Source organism: Vibrio sp. J2-3(2022), from assembly GCF_021725735.1.
GTDB lineage: Bacteria > Pseudomonadota > Gammaproteobacteria > Enterobacterales > Vibrionaceae > Vibrio > Vibrio diabolicus.
In genome coordinates this window covers 187,080-202,729 of sequence record NZ_JAKKCK010000003.1, presented here as the reverse complement: position 1 = coordinate 202,729, position 15,650 = coordinate 187,080, and the positions used below count along the sequence as shown (strand labels likewise).

14 protein-coding genes and 1 pseudogene are annotated in these 15,650 nt (G+C 41.9%); 8 read left to right on the top strand and 7 right to left on the bottom strand.

The window, feature by feature from the left end:
• Positions 1 to 64: 64 nt before the first annotated feature.
• Complete coding sequence (locus L3V27_RS13340; RefSeq protein WP_041852999.1) at positions 65 to 331, bottom strand: hypothetical protein; 267 nt, start codon at positions 329 to 331, stop codon at positions 65 to 67.
• A gap of 163 nt (positions 332 to 494) precedes the next feature.
• Between L3V27_RS13340 and L3V27_RS13335 the strand changes: the two genes are divergently transcribed.
• Complete coding sequence (locus L3V27_RS13335; protein WP_006742751.1) at positions 495 to 1,214, top strand: SIMPL domain-containing protein; 720 nt, start codon at positions 495 to 497, stop codon at positions 1,212 to 1,214.
• A 53-nt stretch (positions 1,215 to 1,267) separates the two neighbouring features.
• Here L3V27_RS13335 and L3V27_RS13330 read toward each other — a convergent pair whose 3' ends face one another.
• Positions 1,268 to 2,317, bottom strand: coding sequence for a DUF4382 domain-containing protein (locus tag L3V27_RS13330; protein WP_164666506.1), 1,050 nt, complete (start codon positions 2,315 to 2,317; stop codon positions 1,268 to 1,270).
• Between the two features lie 229 nt (positions 2,318 to 2,546).
• On the opposite strand from L3V27_RS13330, the gene L3V27_RS13325 reads away from it, so the two are divergent.
• Positions 2,547 to 2,822: a hypothetical protein gene (locus tag L3V27_RS13325; protein ID WP_048626615.1), complete on the top strand. Its 276-nt coding sequence runs from the start codon at positions 2,547 to 2,549 to the stop codon at positions 2,820 to 2,822.
• Positions 2,823 to 2,915: 93 nt separating this feature from the next.
• Here L3V27_RS13325 and L3V27_RS13320 read toward each other — a convergent pair whose 3' ends face one another.
• Positions 2,916 to 3,719: a MetQ/NlpA family ABC transporter substrate-binding protein gene (locus L3V27_RS13320; protein ID WP_006742753.1), complete on the bottom strand. Its 804-nt coding sequence runs from the start codon at positions 3,717 to 3,719 to the stop codon at positions 2,916 to 2,918.
• Positions 3,720 to 4,236: 517 nt separating this feature from the next.
• Here L3V27_RS13320 and L3V27_RS13315 point away from each other — a divergent pair.
• A complete protein-coding gene (locus L3V27_RS13315) occupies positions 4,237 to 5,532 on the top strand; it encodes a site-specific integrase (protein ID WP_017633489.1) in 1,296 nt (431 codons plus the stop codon).
• A gap of 257 nt (positions 5,533 to 5,789) precedes the next feature.
• On the opposite strand, the gene L3V27_RS13310 is transcribed toward L3V27_RS13315, so the two are convergent.
• The gene (locus L3V27_RS13310) at positions 5,790 to 6,368 is read right to left on the bottom strand and encodes a hypothetical protein (RefSeq protein ID WP_237312032.1); all 579 of its coding nucleotides are present in this window, start codon (positions 6,366 to 6,368) and stop codon (positions 5,790 to 5,792) included.
• Between the two features lie 245 nt (positions 6,369 to 6,613).
• On the opposite strand from L3V27_RS13310, the pseudogene L3V27_RS13305 reads away from it, so the two are divergent.
• The 4 genes and pseudogenes from L3V27_RS13305 (at position 6,614) to nhaA (ending at position 11,082) form a co-directional block, all read left to right on the top strand.
• A pseudogene (locus tag L3V27_RS13305) lies at positions 6,614 to 7,173 on the top strand (tyrosine-type recombinase/integrase).
• 525 nt (positions 7,174 to 7,698) lie between these two features.
• The gene (gene hflK / locus L3V27_RS13300) at positions 7,699 to 8,757 is read left to right on the top strand and encodes an FtsH protease activity modulator HflK (RefSeq protein ID WP_237283652.1); all 1,059 of its coding nucleotides are present in this window, start codon (positions 7,699 to 7,701) and stop codon (positions 8,755 to 8,757) included.
• Positions 8,754 to 9,746: a protease modulator HflC gene (gene hflC / locus L3V27_RS13295; protein WP_237283651.1), complete on the top strand. Its 993-nt coding sequence runs from the start codon at positions 8,754 to 8,756 to the stop codon at positions 9,744 to 9,746. Before hflK ends, hflC begins: the two co-directional genes overlap by 4 nt.
• Positions 9,739 to 11,082 (top strand): Na+/H+ antiporter NhaA, encoded by a 1,344-nt coding sequence (gene nhaA, locus L3V27_RS13290; RefSeq protein WP_029852869.1) that lies wholly within the window; start codon positions 9,739 to 9,741, stop codon positions 11,080 to 11,082. Before hflC ends, nhaA begins: the two co-directional genes overlap by 8 nt.
• An 82-nt stretch (positions 11,083 to 11,164) precedes the next feature.
• Here the strand turns inward: nhaA and acnA are convergent, their stop codons facing one another.
• On the bottom strand, positions 11,165 to 13,888 hold the full coding sequence (gene acnA, locus L3V27_RS13285; RefSeq protein WP_237312031.1) for an aconitate hydratase AcnA: 2,724 nt from the start codon (positions 13,886 to 13,888) through the stop codon (positions 11,165 to 11,167).
• Positions 13,889 to 14,132: 244 nt separating this feature from the next.
• Positions 14,133 to 14,345 carry a cold-shock protein gene (locus tag L3V27_RS13280; RefSeq protein ID WP_005378997.1) on the bottom strand — a complete coding sequence of 71 codons (213 nt, stop codon included), beginning with the start codon at positions 14,343 to 14,345 and terminating at the stop codon, positions 14,133 to 14,135.
• Positions 14,346 to 14,819: 474 nt separating this feature from the next.
• Between L3V27_RS13280 and L3V27_RS13275 the strand changes: the two genes are divergently transcribed.
• Positions 14,820 to 14,984: a hypothetical protein gene (locus L3V27_RS13275; protein ID WP_180793015.1), complete on the top strand. Its 165-nt coding sequence runs from the start codon at positions 14,820 to 14,822 to the stop codon at positions 14,982 to 14,984.
• Between the two features lie 225 nt (positions 14,985 to 15,209).
• On the opposite strand, the gene L3V27_RS13270 is transcribed toward L3V27_RS13275, so the two are convergent.
• Positions 15,210 to 15,419, bottom strand: coding sequence for a hypothetical protein (locus L3V27_RS13270; RefSeq protein ID WP_005378991.1), 210 nt, complete (start codon positions 15,417 to 15,419; stop codon positions 15,210 to 15,212).
• Positions 15,420 to 15,650 lie beyond the last annotated feature (231 nt).

Genomic DNA, 15,650 nt, shown 5'->3' with positions numbered 1-15,650 from the left:
CCTTTGGTGACAAACTGGTGAAGCTTTGTTGACTAAAGGCGAAGGGGATAGGACAGCTTTAGCGTTACGTTTTGTCGCCAGCAAACATCAGGATACTCAGAGAGTTGAGCGTTTCACCGAGACTTTCTAGTGAGCTCAAGACCTGTTTGGTCGGCTCATTGTCTAGCAGAATACGACCATCAAAGCGTTTCCCTTCGCATTGATCTTCATCGCACATACCCGCTTGGGGTTCTTGTGTTGAGTTGTCATCCATTACTAAGTCGTCAGTACTCAAACAAGCCGTTGAGACAAATAATCCGCTCAGAACTACCAGCCATTTTATTTTCAACATAATCTTAAAACTCACAATAAAACACCGTTCAATTGTAATTTATTCTATTCACCATTTCGAACGATATGACAAAAACTTGGCTTTAGGTCGCCATTTTCTGGCCATAGTTGAGCTATGTTATCGATACGACGAATTGCTACTTTTGGCGAAATTAGGAGGATGAATGGAGAAGATTTCCAATAGAGCGTCAATATGGCTCGGGCTGTGTCTGATAATTGGTTTAGGAGTATTGGGCTTTTTTATTCAGCAAACAGCAGTCAAATACAAAGCCTATGAGCGAGTGGTAACGGTGAAGGGATTGTCTGAACGAGAGTACTCTGCCGATACAGTGATCTGGCCAATTCAGTTCACCTTAGCGAGTAATGATATGGGGGCTATGTTTGATGACATCGATCAGCAAACGCGTTTGATTCTGGATTTCTTAAGTGCCAAAGGGCTCCCTGAAACGAGCGTTTCCCTTTCTTCTCCTGCTGTCATTGACCGAAAAGCACAGCAATACGGGAGTGAGCAAGATATCGAGTTTCGTTATTTAGCCTCGCGGACCGTTACGGTTTATAGTCAAAGTGTCGATGTGGTTCGAGCGGCAATTAATGAGATTGGTGAGCTAGGAAAACAAGGCGTACTGCTGAATCAGGACCCGTACGCGAACCGCATTGAGTACAGCTTTACTAAGCTAAATGATGTAAAGCCAGACATGATTGAAGAGGCGACCAAAAACGCCCGCGAAGTGGCGCAAAAGTTTGCCAAAGACTCACAGAGTTCACTGGGTAAGATCAAACGTGCCACGCAAGGGCAGTTCTCGATTTATGACCGAGACAGCAACACGCCTTACATTAAGAAAGTACGAGTGGTCTCAACCGTTCAGTATTACTTATCGGATTAAAATAATAGTCAAAAAGCCGCTCATCGTGTGAGCGGCTTTCGATAAGACGAGAGCTATAGGATAGGATTGATATCTTGCTCTGTATGCTCACCTTCGACCACATCAACAGGTGTGTAATGTTGATAAATCAGGAAGCCATCTTCTGATGTTTCATGGTTATCTGGTGTGTCAACATACGCGGTACAGGTGTACCCAATACTGTAGGTGCCTGGGCCAATGTAACCAAACTCGTAGCTGTAGGTTGTATTACCTTCTTCGTCTTGCGATTCATTCACGTTAGCTACTGCAACTGGCGCTTGGAGTGGTTCCATCGCGCCCATATCGCCCATGGTTGAGCGATCCATCGAACCTGCGTAAAGATAGACTGAGTGAACGGCAGGAACGTCATTTATTGCATTTGATGCTGCACTGTCTGCTTCACACGCTTGATACTGAATTTCACTGACTTCACCACCGATATGACCTGATTCTGATGCGTTTACTAAGCTTACCGCATTAGAGTTCATGTTCATGTAATCTTTGCCCGTTGGATCTGCCAGACCTTTACGCAAATCAAACTCGACAACATAGCTATTATGACCAGTATGAACTTTTACATACTGACCTTTTTGCGAAAACTTCAAGCGACCTTGATCGCTCGTATCTGGTTTAAAACCAAAACAGCTGCCTCGGCTAGGCACAACTAAGCCTTTGATGTTGCCGTCTGTCTTCTCTACGTATGACAGCGTTGTATCGTTTAATTGTTTGCCGTCTTTAGCGTACACACACATAGCATAATCACCAGGAGCGATGTCTTGCTCGCTAATGATCGTTTTAGCCTTACTTCCCTGATATTCCATTAGATCAACTTGGTGTAGTGTTCCATTGTCACTAACATCTAACAGAATATGTTCTCCAGTCTGTTCGCCAGTTTCTGGGTCAAATGGTACAAGGACAACATCTTTAAACGCTAAGACGACTTTGTTGGCATCGTCGACAGGCGCATCGGAAACGCTGAGAGAAAAAGTGGCTGCTTCTGTATCGGATGAAGAGTCGTCGCTACCGCAGCCCGTCAATAAAAGACCACCTGAGATAGCAAGTAAAGGATAAGTATATTTTTTCATTATGACCTCTTGTTTACACTGCTGATAAATGTAAAAGGCTAGTCTCAAAGTCGAGAAATGATGTCATTGTATTGTGATAGAGAGGTCAATCTTCAATGGTGCTATATACAAGTCCTTTTTTATAAAACTAAGTTCTTAACTGTGATGAGGGGAGTTTGATAATAGTCAAGCTGGCTTCTTTCTTATGAGCGTAAGTTAGTATGACTTATTGCTAGAAGGAATTAGTATCATGGCATACAAGCACTTTATTAGAGAACTACTGGGTTTAGCGATTGTTGTCTCTGTCGTCTTTGGCGTATTAGGCGTGATGTTAGAGCTCTTTGCACTGACGGCACTCTGGGAGCATCAGCAAGCGATAGCCGATGTATTCTTCCATGAATCTCTCTACTTTGTCGTATTTTTAATCCCCCCATACTTCCTTTGGAAGTTGATTAACCGCCCTGAATTGGTTTCTGCGGACCAAGCTTATTTAGCAATGAGATTAGAGGCTGAAAGTCGACAATAAGCCGATTGAGTGAGGAGTGAAAAGAAGAGGCTATGAGAAACATCAGCCTCTTTTCTATCTGATTAGTGAGCAAAGTATTCGTTGCTTTATTGATTAAAAAGCCGCTTCTATTGTGCCTTTGAACGTACGATCGAGATAATCACGAATTGCTTGAGATTGGTAAATAGAAACGAATTTTTTATACGCTTCATTATTTTTGTCTGCGTCACGAGTAGCGATGACCATGACGGCCAGTGGTGCGTCTTTTGCTTCAAGATAGATACTTTGTTTCTTCGGGTCTAAACCAGAAGACATTACGTAGTTCATTGTGATCGCAGCCGCGTCTACATCATCCAATGTTCGTGGTAACTGGGCGGCATCTACCTCGACGAATTCAAACGACTTTGCGTTTTTTGTGATATCAGTTAGGGCGGCTTTATGGCCAACACCCTGTTTCAGCTCAATTAAACCTGCATCGGCGAGTAGCAACAGACCACGACCACCGTTAGTTGGATCGTTTGGAATTGCTATGCGTGCATTGTTTGGAAGCTCTTGCAATGAGCGATACTTGTTAGAATAAAGTCCCATGCGCATCAGAATGGATTGACCAATCGACACTAATTGGGCGTCATGACTATTGTTGAAGTTGTCTAAAAATGGTTGGTGCTGATAGCTGTTAATGTCGATGCTACCATCGCTAAGCGCGGCATTGGGTGTCACGTAATCAGAAAACTCGATGACTTCTACATTCAAGCCTTGCTTCGCTGCTTCCTTCGCTACTGCTTCAACTACTTGAGCATGAGGCCCTACGGTTGCTCCCACTTTAATGACAGAGTCATCTTTTTCTCCACAAGCACTTAAGCCAACTACTGCCGTGAGGACCAAAGCTAGTTTCTTTAGGTGACGAATACTTTTCATTGTAACTCCATTTTTATTTTAGACGTCCATACGTTTACATGTCCATCCTATCAGAAGTCGAAAAAGGGTCAATGGTTTAAATAGCGAGCAGACATTTTGTTTCCACGACTATATAGAAAGCTTGGTAAGAAGCGAAAAGAAAGAGAGGGTAGAATCGAGGAAGGTAATAAGTTTGAAGTTGTTGACGAGATGAGCAACGAATTACTACACCCACAACTGTACCCAAAGTCAGCAGACACAAAAAAGGCGTAGTAGGTACTAACCTGCTACGCCTTTCGAAATTTGGTGGCCCCTCGCAGACTTGAACTGCGGACCAATCGATTATGAGTCGTGATAATATTTGTTTTATCAAATTCCATGTTATCTCAAATTGTATTTAAATTATTGATAATTAGTGGATTGTTTAGCTTGCCTTATCTTGTGATATCTCACAAACTGTCATTAAGAGACCTCCTAACTACACCCACAACTACACCCAATTTAACTCTGGGTGTAGTTGCGCAACAAAGGAACTGTTATGGCAATTACGCAAAAAGAAATTGTGGGTTTAAAGCCTAAAAGTAATGCGTATTACGTTTGGGATGATGACCGAACTAAAGGCGCTGGACGTCTTGGAGTGAAAGTGTTTGCTAGTGGAAATAAAGGGTTTGTCTTTCGCTACTACCGCGAGGGTAAACGTCTCTTTATTCAGTTAGGGCGATTTCCGGCGCTCAGTCTTGTTGATGCGCGGAAGGAGGCGCATAAACTGGGCTTAATGTTAAAGCAGGGACTCGATCCTAAATTTGAATTAGCCAACGCAGAGAAAAAGCGTGAAGTAGCTCGAAGAGAGGAGGAGAGCAAGGGAAGCTTAGAGTTGCTGTTTCAAAGTTATGTAAACCAAATGAAAAAAGAGGGGAAGCGGACTTATCAAAACGTTTATCGGTCACTGGAGAAAGAGGTTTATCCATTTATCTCCAAAGAAACAAAGGCTTGTGATGTGACGACGTCTAATATCGTTACGATATTAGCTCACATGATACAACGTGGTGCCGCTACGCAGAGCAATCGAGTCAGAAGCTACCTTCATGCCGCATTTAATTATGGCCTTTCACATGACAATGATCCTGCGAATTACTTGAGAGACGCTAAGTTTGGTCTCGTCTTTAATCCAGTATCTTCTATACCAAAACAAAAAGATGCAGAACGAGTAGGGGAGCGCTATCTAACGTTCACGGAATTACATCAGTTTATGCATGATATTGAGTTTGATATAGAAGGAGTTCGATCCTCAGAAATGATGCGATGCCTTATTCTTCTTTGTATTCATACTGGTGGACAAAGACCTTATGAGATTGCAGCATCAAAATGGACGGCAATCAATTGGGATGAACGAACGTTACTTGTCACTCCGGACCTTTCGAAAAACAAGCGTAGCCACTTGGTCCCTTTAACTGAATCAGCGATGTCTATCTTAGAAAGGCTCAGAGAAAGCAACTCAGCTAGTCCATTTATTTTCCCGCATCATAAAGATGACAATGACCACGTTCGCTTAGATTCATTGAGCCAAGTCATTGCTCGTTATAGAGATGATCACCCGCAATTTGAGTATTTTATCCCTAGGGATTTACGTCGAACCTGTAAAACATTGATGGGAGAGATTGGGGTAAGTAAGGCATTGAGAGACAGGCTACAAAACCATGCTCTAAACGACGTTAGCTCAAAACATTACGATAGATACGAATATTTGGCTGAGAAGCGTTATGCTTTGGAGTTATGGGAAAGCAAGTTATCTAGAGCAGAGGAAACAGATTCAAACGTGGTTAGTCTTTGGTGAAGTGGGATTGATGTTCGCACTGCGAACGCTGCATTATTTTGTTTCTTTTTATTGATGTATCGTAGAGTTGTAAATAACGTCTTACGATTTCATGCTCAATTGATTCTCACTCGATTATGTCCAGAACTTTCACAGTTGGCACTCCGTAACTCAGAAGTGCCCCATTCGGTGTTACGCCTAGTTGATATATTATTCACCTAGCGGTGATTTGACATACTTTTGGTCATACTAGAAGTGGCTACTATATTGGTGGCTATTCAGTACTTGTTTAGAGCCCACCTCAATACAAGAACAGGAATAAGCACTTTTATCAGTAGATGATAAAATTCTGGGAACATGGATATGGAAACGAATATGGAAACAATGAGAATTGATAATAAAAGTAAAAGAACACGAAGATAGGTAATGTCCAGTTTGCTAAAGGGGTGATCCCCGGGGACAGCTTCAGACTGATTGGTATATCTCAATACAGATTTAATCTTGAGACTCCCCTGCGGGCCATCTATAGGACGATACTCAATACCAACATACATGCTCCACTCATTGCCAGAGCTAGAATTATCAACATAATCAATCAGACCTTCATTCAACTCATATGAGTTTGAAAATGGATACTTAAGCTCAATGGATATACATCTTCCTCCCAATGCTCCAATAGCATTGAAGCCAACGATTTGATTACCTTCCTCAATTTCTCGATGAAGTACATCCCAAATCTTAGGGTGCATTTGGGACATAGCCAAGAATTGAAAACAAACTGGGCAAATTCCACCTTTTGAAGCCAGTATATTTGGACTGACAAACTTCCCACACTTGTTACAAGTAAATATCCCCATTTGAGAATACCTAAGTTCATGAATATAGTACCTACATCTATTTTAGCTCTACTAATGGGAATGTAACGGTCAACTAGATTTTACTACTTAATTGGAGGTTACCCGTACCTAGACTAATCAGTTAGTCGCCAATTTAGTCAAGTTACTAAAACACATTTGTCCACCAACATTTCAGATCTTTCTGAGCCCTATTAAATGTGACAGCCAAACTTCATGTTGACCAAAAACACTGAGAGGAGGTCATCATGAGAAAGTTATCTTGTACAAAGTGCAGTGGCATAAAAAGGCCATTTAAGCTTGAAGAAATCTGGCGAATCAGGACCAGGCTTGAGCTTGAAAACGACCTAAGGCAACTTGCTCTGCTAAACCTAGCCATTGATAGTAAGTTGAGAGCGAGTGATTTACGAAAACTACACGTATACGATGTCTCTTCGCAAGGAGTGATTTATGAGAGGGGTCAATGCATACAGCAAAAAACGGGCACTGATGTGCACTATGAAATCACTCCTAGAACTCAGCAGAGTATTAGTCAATGGATCTACTCTGCACCCCTAGAAGCAGTTTTTTGTTTCCAAGTTGTCGCCGTAAAGGGCAACCTATCAGTTACTCATTTTATCGTTCGATTATAAGGTGTTGGGCTGTAAAACTGGGGCTGAATGCAGACTATTATGGGACTCATTCAATACGTCGCACCAAAGCTACTTTGATCTATGCCAGAACAAAAAACATTAGGGCGGTACAGATTTTACTAGGACATTCGAAGCTAGACAATACGATTCGTTACCTTGGAGTTGAACGGGAATAAGCTTTGAGACTTTCAGAGCAAACTGACTGCTAGAAGCATTAGCACAGGCTTTTCTCCACCGTTGAAAAGCCTGTGTCCAGTATTGATTCAGTGCTCTCTAGTCTGATTTATCTTATCCCGATTCTTGCTAGGCGGCCGTTCTTTTAGGTTATTCGAGTCATACTTCTCTACAAGGCTCGTTCCGTTGTAGAAAAATTGCCAAATCTGTCCTTATACGGACATAAATAACCTATAATAATAGTTAAAGATGTATGCTCTCACATAACTACACGTCGCATAACGTTAGCGATAAAAAGAGCCTAGTAATTAGGGGTTACTGTAGAGCTTGAGATATGAAAGCTAGTATGATTTCTAGCTAATAATTTCTAATTATATTAGAAGTTTAAGTAGAGTTTCCCTATCCTAAGGCAACACTTAGTAACTAATCGTAAACTGCACACAATTTACTCTAGTTGATTAAGCGCTACCTACCTCATTCAATTTTGCATAGGTCAAATTCCTTACCTATAGCCGGAGGGCATGCTCATGCTCCCAAGTAACAATTCTTCAGGAAACCCCTGGGGCGGAGGACAGCAAGATCCTCCACATTTGAAAAAAGCTTTTCATACTATTCTTCAGCACTTCAAGAAAATTCTTATCGGTGGCGGACCATCGAGCTTTTTTTCTCCATTTATTATTTTATTTTTAGCTCTCATTTTATGGTCAACATTTTATACCGTTCCAAGTGATTCTGTCGCTGTCGTACAACGCTTTGGTAAGTATGTAAATAATGTTCCTTCGGGGCTCCACATCAAGGTTCCACTTGGTATTGACACGGTAAAAATAGTTCCAGTTAAACGTCAGTTGAAACAAGAGTTTGGTTTTACGACGCCAGGAGCTAATGATCCTCACCAAAGTCCCAGAGTGAACGATCGTCGCCAAGAGACACAAATGGTCACTGGTGATTTAAATGCTGCCCTTGTGGAGTGGGTAGTTCAATATCGAATTTCTGAACCTATTAAGTTTTTGTTCGAAGTCCGAGAACCTAGTGAAACGCTTCGATATGTTTCTGAGTCCGTAATGCGTGAAGTTGTCGGGGATAGAACTGTGGATGAAGTGATCACAATAGGCCGACAAGAAATTGAATATGAAGCGCTTTCAAAAATGCAGGCGCTCTCAACGAAATATGCCTTAGGGATAAGCATTGACCAAGTGCAATTGAAAAACATCAACCCTCCTCAACCTGTTCAGGCATCATTTAACGAAGTGAACCAAGCCCAACAGGAAAAAGAAAAGCTTATTAATGAAGCTCGTCGAGATTACAACAAAGTAATCCCTTTAGCTTTAGGAGAAAAAGATCAAAGGATCAGAGAGGCTGATGGTTATCGTTTAAAAAGAGTGAATGAAGCCGAGGGGGATACAGCGCGATTTAATGCACTATTGTTTGAGTACGTTAAAGCTCCAGAAGTGACCAAACGAAGAATCTACTTAGAAACCATGCAAGCTGTATTACCGAATATTCGGGCCAAAATTATCATTGATGAGCGAGCAAACAATATCTTACCTTTACTTAATCTCAATAAGACACAAGGAGATGCACAATGAAACCGAAAAAAATAGGAGTCATAACCGCATTAGTTTTATGTGTCTCTCTTGGTATATACAACGCACTTTACACCGTGAGTGAAGTACAACAGGTCATTATTACTCAGTTTGGGAAGCCAATAGGAGAACCTGTTGTGGATGCCGGGTTAAAGATAAAAATGCCATTCATTCATGAGATTAACACTATAGACAAAAGAGTGTTGGAGTGGGATGGCAACCCTTCCGATATGCCCACAAAAGATAAGCTGTATATTTCAGTTGATTTATTCGCTCGGTGGCGAATAATCGACCCACTTCAATACTTTTTAAGAATCAAAGATGAGCGTAGTGCACAATCTCGTCTTGACGATATTTTGGGAAGTGAGACGCGAAATGCTGTCGCAAAGCATGAACTAATCGAAATAATTCGTACCAACAAAAACAGAAAACCGTTACGAGATGCCTTATTAAGTGACACTGAAGGAGAGTTAAAAATTGGCACCCTTGTTCCTATTAAAAAAGGGCGTCAACTAGTAGAACAAGAAATATTCTCTGCTGCGTCAGAAAAAATAAAGATATTTGGTATTGAATTGCTCGATATTCGCTTCAAACGTATTAATTACAATGAAAGTGTTCGCCCTAAAATTTACGAGCGAATGATTAGTGAGCGTCGGCAAATCGCGGAACGTTTTTTATCCGAAGGGAATGGGGAAGCTGCGAGGATTCGTGGTGACCGCATCAGAGATTTGAATAAAATCCAGTCTGAAGCCTATCGTGAAGTCGAAGAGATTCGCGGACAAGCTGATGCCAAAGCCGCCGAAATTTATTCGTTAGCTTACAATAAAAGCCCTCAAGCGAGAGACCTTTATGAGTTCACGCGAACAATGCAGTCTTACTCAACTATCATTTCAGAAAATACAACGCTTGTTTTATCTACTAACAGTGACATATTCAAGTTTCTCAATAGCATTGAAGGTAACTTAATACCTACAGTTGAAAACAATGAGTAAAAAAATCCCAATAGCACCAACTAATCCGACTCGATTACCAAAAGAATACATTGATTGGGTCGCTCAACCAGTAAACCGTTTTATACATATTGAATCCGCAGCAGGCATTGTTCTATTTGTTTCAGCAGTACTTGCTGTTTTACTTGCCAATTCAAATCTAAGTGAAGAGTTTGCTCATTTTTGGCAGATTTCGGTAGGGATTACTTTCGGTGATTTAGTCTTTGAGCGTTCTTTGCACAAATGGATAAACGATGCAGGAATGACTTTGTTTTTCTTTCTCATTGCCTTAGAGCTTAAGCGTGAGTTGATGCTAGGTGAACTTCGTAATCCTAAATTAGCTGTACTTTCCATTGCTGCCGCTCTTGGTGGGATGTTGTTGCCTCCTCTTTTCTATTTATTTATCCAATTTGGTGAACCAGGGCATCATGGTTGGGGGACTGTGATGGCGACGGATACCGCATTTGTGATCGGATGCCTAGCGCTCTTAGGACGAAGTATTCCGAGTAGCTTACGAATATTCATGTTATCAATGGCCGTAGTCGATGATATTGGCGCAATCTTTGTTGTGGCTATTGGTTATGGTAATGACATTGAATGGTGGCCCGTCGTTTATGCATTGATAGGTTTTATTATTGTTCGAGGTATGAGCTTCTTGGGAGTTCGCAGTATTGTACTCTTCTCTCTTGTTGGAGGAATGATATGGTTGTCGGTCGACATGTCTGGTATACATCCGACAATTACTGGTGTGATTCTAGGCTTATTAACCCCCACAAATAAGTGGGTCAGCAAGCAACACCTCTCCACTATTGTGAACTCAATAGTGGCATCATCTCCTATGAAGCAATGGAGCGGAGATAAGATTGAAGGAGAGACTTTAAGGACGGCTGCTGCGGCGGCCCGTGAAACGCTTTCACCGGTCGAGCGCTTAGAAATGTTACTTCATCCTTGGGTCGGGTTTATCATCTTACCACTATTCGCCTTTGCTAATGCTGGGATTTCACTAACCAGTACGAACGCAACTTCTCCAATTACTTTTGCTGTCTTTTTGGGTTTTGTTTTTGGCAAGCCTATAGGTATTGTGCTGTTCAGTTGGATATCCGTAAGACTCCGGGTAGCCATGCTTCCAGAAAATATGAATTGGGGAATGATTTTGGGGGGTGGGATGCTAGCTGGCATTGGTTTTACGATGGCATTGTTTATCTCAGAGTTAGCCTATAGCACTGATCAAATTAATGCAGCAAAACTTGGAATTTTCTCAGCTTCCATCTGTTCAGCTTTACTCGGCCTCACTTTTTTACGGTATTTCTCTGTAAGAGAAAAACAGAACAACATCTAAATCTGAATCTGAAATGTATAGACAGCCTGCGGTGAAAAAGTACCGCAGACTGCTACACCGTAATCTAAGACGCGAGACTTCACTATGACATTTTAGGGATATTAGCTGTCAGCTGCTTCAGAACATATTGAAGGATACCCCCCGAGTTAAAATACTCCAGTTCCTTAGGGTTATCTATACGAGCAGTAACAGGTATGGTGAGCTCAGCACCTTGCGCTGTTACTACGATAATATTGAGCTCCAATAACGGCTTTATAGGTTCGTGGGGGGCAATAAAAACAGTCTCATTACCCTCTAAAGTCAGTGAATTTAATTCATCTGGTCGCATCAGTTGAAGAGGCAGTATGCCCATACCGACTAAATTACTACGATGAATTCGCTCAAACGATTCCGCGATGACCGCTTTCACATTCAATAACAAACAACCTTTTGCCGCCCAGTCACGACTAGAGCCTGAACCATAGTCTTTGCCAGCAAATATTACCAACGGAACGTTAAGTTCGATTGACCTCCTGCTGGCGTCGTAAATAGGAATGATGGGAGGCGCTTTCTCAGTGGTTGACATGTTACAGTCATCCAGTTTGGTATCGCCGTAACATCGCGTGACACCGCCTATCGTCGGGGAGGCGATTTTGTTTTCCAAACGTACATTTGAAAAAGTCCCACGAACCATGATGTGATGATTTCCTCGGCGTGAACCATAGCTATTAAACTCTTCGGGTGTGATGTTTTTTGAAAGTAGATATTGACCCGCCGGACTATGTTCTGAAATGCGGCCTGCTGGTGAAATATGGTCGGTCGTAATTGAATCCCCCAAAATGGCTAATACACGCGCTGATTCAACAGGAAAAGTCGGCGGTGGTATTTCCAAAAAAGGAGGGCGTTGTATGTAAGTGGAGCCTTCGTCCCAAGGGTAGCAGGGGCTATCTTTCATTGACAATTGTTCCCACTCTTCATCACCTTCAGTAATGTCGCTGTAGCTCAATCTAAAGTGGCTCTCATGGACTTGATTTAGCATTTCATCCAGCATGGCTTGGCTTGGCCACAGATCTTTTAGATAGACGGGCTCGTTGTTACTATTGAGCGCAATTGGGTCTTTTTCTAAGTCAATACAGGTCGTACCCGCTAACGCAAATGCGACGACTAAAGGTGGCGAGGCAAGCCAGTTTAGGCTAACAGAGGGGTGCACTCTACCTTCAAAGTTGCGATTACCTGATAATACCGCCGATACATTCAGGCTGTTTTCCGAGATCTCAGTTTCAAGATTGTTTTTTAATGGGCCAGAGTTACCAATGCATGTTGTGCAACCGTATCCAACTCGATGAAATCCCAATAGGTCGAGGTAGTCTTGCAAACCCGTATCATTGAGATATCGAGCGACAGCTAATGAACCGGGGGCGAGAGAAGTTTTGACGTAGCTAGGAACGGTTAACCCTTTTTTAACTGCTGCCTTAGCCACCAAACCCGCAGTCAACATAACAGCGGGGTTTGACGTGTTAGTGCACGAGGTGATAGCTGCAATGACGACATCACCATGATGTAAGGGTCTGGATGAGCCTGGCTGGTTTGAGTTTGCGGCACCTTCAATAGCACATTGGTCAAGAGTCGCTTGCTTAATGGCGCTGATATTAAGTCTGTCTTGAGGTCGTTTGGGCCCTGCTATTGAGGTACCGATGGCAGATAAATCGACTACAACATTTTCGTCATACTCTGGTGAAGGGCAGTTTGTATCCCACCATAGCTCTTGCTCTAGAGCGTACGCCCGCACTCTATCAATCAGTGAAGAAGGGCGGTTTGTCAGGGTTAAATAGGCGATAGTATTTTCATCAATTGGGAAAAATCCGCAAGTGGCTCCATACTCTGGTGCCATATTGGCAAGCGTTGCTCGGTCTGCCACCGATAGAGTGGCTAAGCCGTCACCATAGTACTCAACGAACTTACCTACCACGCCATGAGACCTTAACCTTTCTGTGATCGTCAAAACCAAATCGGTCGCAGTCACACCGGGACGCAATTGCCCATCAAGAAGTACTCCGACAACTCGTGGGATAGCGATATTTAGTGGCTGACCAAGCATTGCAGCTTCGGCTTCTATGCCTCCCACTCCCCAACCCAACACGCCTAACCCGTTTATCATAGTGGTGTGGCTATCGGTTCCTATTACCGTGTCTGGTGTTAACACTCTTTTTTCGTCTTCGCGCACAACTTGAGATAGATATTCCAGATTAACTTGATGGCATATCCCCTTACCGGGAGGGATCACTGTCAAGTTACGGAAGTTTTTTTGTGCCCACTTTAGAAATGTATAACGCTCTCTATTTCGTGCCATTTCATGTGCACGATTTGTTTGTATCGAAGATTCTGAACCTGATTGATAAACAATTAACGAATGGTCAATGACAAGATCAACCGGACATTTAGGTGTTACATAACTCGGATCTCCGCCTTCTTTAGCTACTGCATCTCTTATTGCGGCTAAATCGACTAAAGCAGGTATCCCAGTATAGTCCTGCATCAGTACTCTACTAGGATAGAAGCTCAATTCTGATGAATGACCGTTGTTCTCTGAGTCGAGAGCCTTATTTTTAAAGAGCAATGCTTCAATAATTCGAGATGACTCTTTTAAATCAGAGGTTTGTCGCATTACATTTTCAATAAGCAGACGTTTAGTTACGGGAATTTTGGACAGGTTTACTTGATAATCTTGGGCAAGTTTTTTTAATGACCAGTATCTATATTCTGTACCTTTTAAATTCAGTGAACTTAGATATGTTTGGCGCCATGTTTTCTCGTTGGTGGGTATCATGATTTGTTTCCTTTCAATGATGGTTGACCTTTATAAAAGGCACCTCCTTGTCATAGACTGTTTTCTGGGACACTTTTATATTTCCCATATCCAAATAGCTTTGATCAGCTGAAAATCTATAACCTGAAAGGATCAGAGTTGAATTTCGAAAAGAAGGAAGAAGTTGGAATGGACTTTTACCATCAAACAATAACTAGACAAAAAATGAAGGCAAAGCTTTTGATTGCTATGCCTTCAGCCGTATCTAGATGAGAGCCACGTTTGTTGCGTGTGGTCCTTTCTCACCTGGTTCAACTTCAAAACTTACTTTTTGCCCTTCCAACAGGGTCTTAAACCCATCAGACGAAATCGAACGGAAATGGACAAAAATATCCTTGCCATCACTATCTTTGGTGATAAATCCAAAGCCTTTATTCTCGTTAAACCATTTTACTGATCCAGTTTCTCTGTCAGACATATATACCTCGACTAATCCTATAGGTTAAGGCTCTGGTAACTAGAGCTATTTCATAGTCACTCAAGAGGGCTGTCGCAGAAGTTAAACGAAAAATTTCGAAAATAACTGTGAAAGGAAACTTGTTTTATAATGAAAAAATAACTCAAATTCGCGGAGCTACTTTAAGTATAAGCCTTAAATTGAAAATAGTTAGTTTAGTCTTCGGTCATATTTTAATTTGGCTGTAATGTTATGATTTTAAAAAATATTAGTAAGTTTCTAATGCGTTAGCTAACAAAAATGACTTTATGCCGACTGCGAGCAAATAGCCGAAGTTGCAACTAGCTGGTTTTTGCGATACTTACAATGCTAATTTAACTAGTGCTGTTACTCACTTTTGTCTATTTTATGCTGACTTGTGTAGTATCATTGTTTCTTTCATAGCCAACGTGGATGCGGTGCGAAATTCAGTCAACCATCAAAATAGGATTATATGTGAGCAAGTTACCTAAACCGACACAAAAGCAGAAACAACTTGGTCTTAATCCGAAAGGAAAAAGGATTAAGCGGACACCAGAAGAGTTGAAGAGAAAGGATGTCCGCAAACGAATAGAAGATATTGAGGAACAAAAGAAGTGGGATAAGGAATGGGGATTGTGAGTTCAAGAAACCTCTCTGAACTTATCAATACGACACTCCTCATGCATTCTGAAAAACTGAGTAACTTGGAAAGAGACATGCTTGCAGGTTTACTCGACCAACTCTACTGTGAACAGGCTTTGACAGACAAACAAATTAAACTGTGTCAAAGGCTAATACGAAAAACTAATCAAGCCTGTGTATTTATTGATGACACTCCAAACGACCCGTGATTGCTAGACAATGTCAGTCTTCGATGTTATCAACCCAGCCTTGCTCAAGCGTCAATCGAGTCAAAACTTGATCCATTAAATCTTTGATTTCAATTTGGTCAGTCCCCTCTGGCGCATGATGCTCTGCTGAGCGCTTTGCGTTCGTTAGGTTTTTCATGAAGATAGCTTCGCTGTCCATCACGGCGTGTCTCACGTTGAAGTAAGTGACCTGGTAGGTCGGCATAGTATTATTCCTTCTGTGGGGGCGTGAAGATGTGATGCTTTCAATATAGCACTTTTTCATGCTATAGCGTTCTAACTGACTTAGCCTTCTTGATTAAAATTGACTCGTCAAATCACTGACTATCAAGAAATATGAACGCAAAGCCTACTTCTCTGCCTTCCAATATGATGATGCGGGTTCGACTCTCGCTGTACGCTCCAAATCCACAAACCAACGCGCACTATGACTGAC

Coding starts and splice junctions, on each gene's coding strand:
- L3V27_RS13315 (WP_017633489.1), top strand. CDS start 4,237: ATGGCAATTACGCAAAAAGAAATTGTGGGTTTAAAGCCTAAAAGTAAT.
- L3V27_RS13320 (WP_006742753.1), bottom strand. CDS start 3,719: ATGAAAAGTATTCGTCACCTAAAGAAACTAGCTTTGGTCCTCACGGCA.
- hflK (WP_237283652.1), top strand. CDS start 7,699: ATGCTCCCAAGTAACAATTCTTCAGGAAACCCCTGGGGCGGAGGACAG.
- acnA (WP_237312031.1), bottom strand. CDS start 13,888: ATGATACCCACCAACGAGAAAACATGGCGCCAAACATATCTAAGTTCA.
- hflC (WP_237283651.1), top strand. CDS start 8,754: ATGAAACCGAAAAAAATAGGAGTCATAACCGCATTAGTTTTATGTGTC.
- L3V27_RS13280 (WP_005378997.1), bottom strand. CDS start 14,345: ATGTCTGACAGAGAAACTGGATCAGTAAAATGGTTTAACGAGAATAAA.
- L3V27_RS13340 (WP_041852999.1), bottom strand. CDS start 331: ATGTTGAAAATAAAATGGCTGGTAGTTCTGAGCGGATTATTTGTCTCA.
- L3V27_RS13325 (WP_048626615.1), top strand. CDS start 2,547: ATGGCATACAAGCACTTTATTAGAGAACTACTGGGTTTAGCGATTGTT.
- L3V27_RS13310 (WP_237312032.1), bottom strand. CDS start 6,368: ATGGGGATATTTACTTGTAACAAGTGTGGGAAGTTTGTCAGTCCAAAT.
- L3V27_RS13335 (WP_006742751.1), top strand. CDS start 495: ATGGAGAAGATTTCCAATAGAGCGTCAATATGGCTCGGGCTGTGTCTG.
- L3V27_RS13270 (WP_005378991.1), bottom strand. CDS start 15,419: ATGCCGACCTACCAGGTCACTTACTTCAACGTGAGACACGCCGTGATG.
- nhaA (WP_029852869.1), top strand. CDS start 9,739: ATGAGTAAAAAAATCCCAATAGCACCAACTAATCCGACTCGATTACCA.
- L3V27_RS13330 (WP_164666506.1), bottom strand. CDS start 2,317: ATGAAAAAATATACTTATCCTTTACTTGCTATCTCAGGTGGTCTTTTA.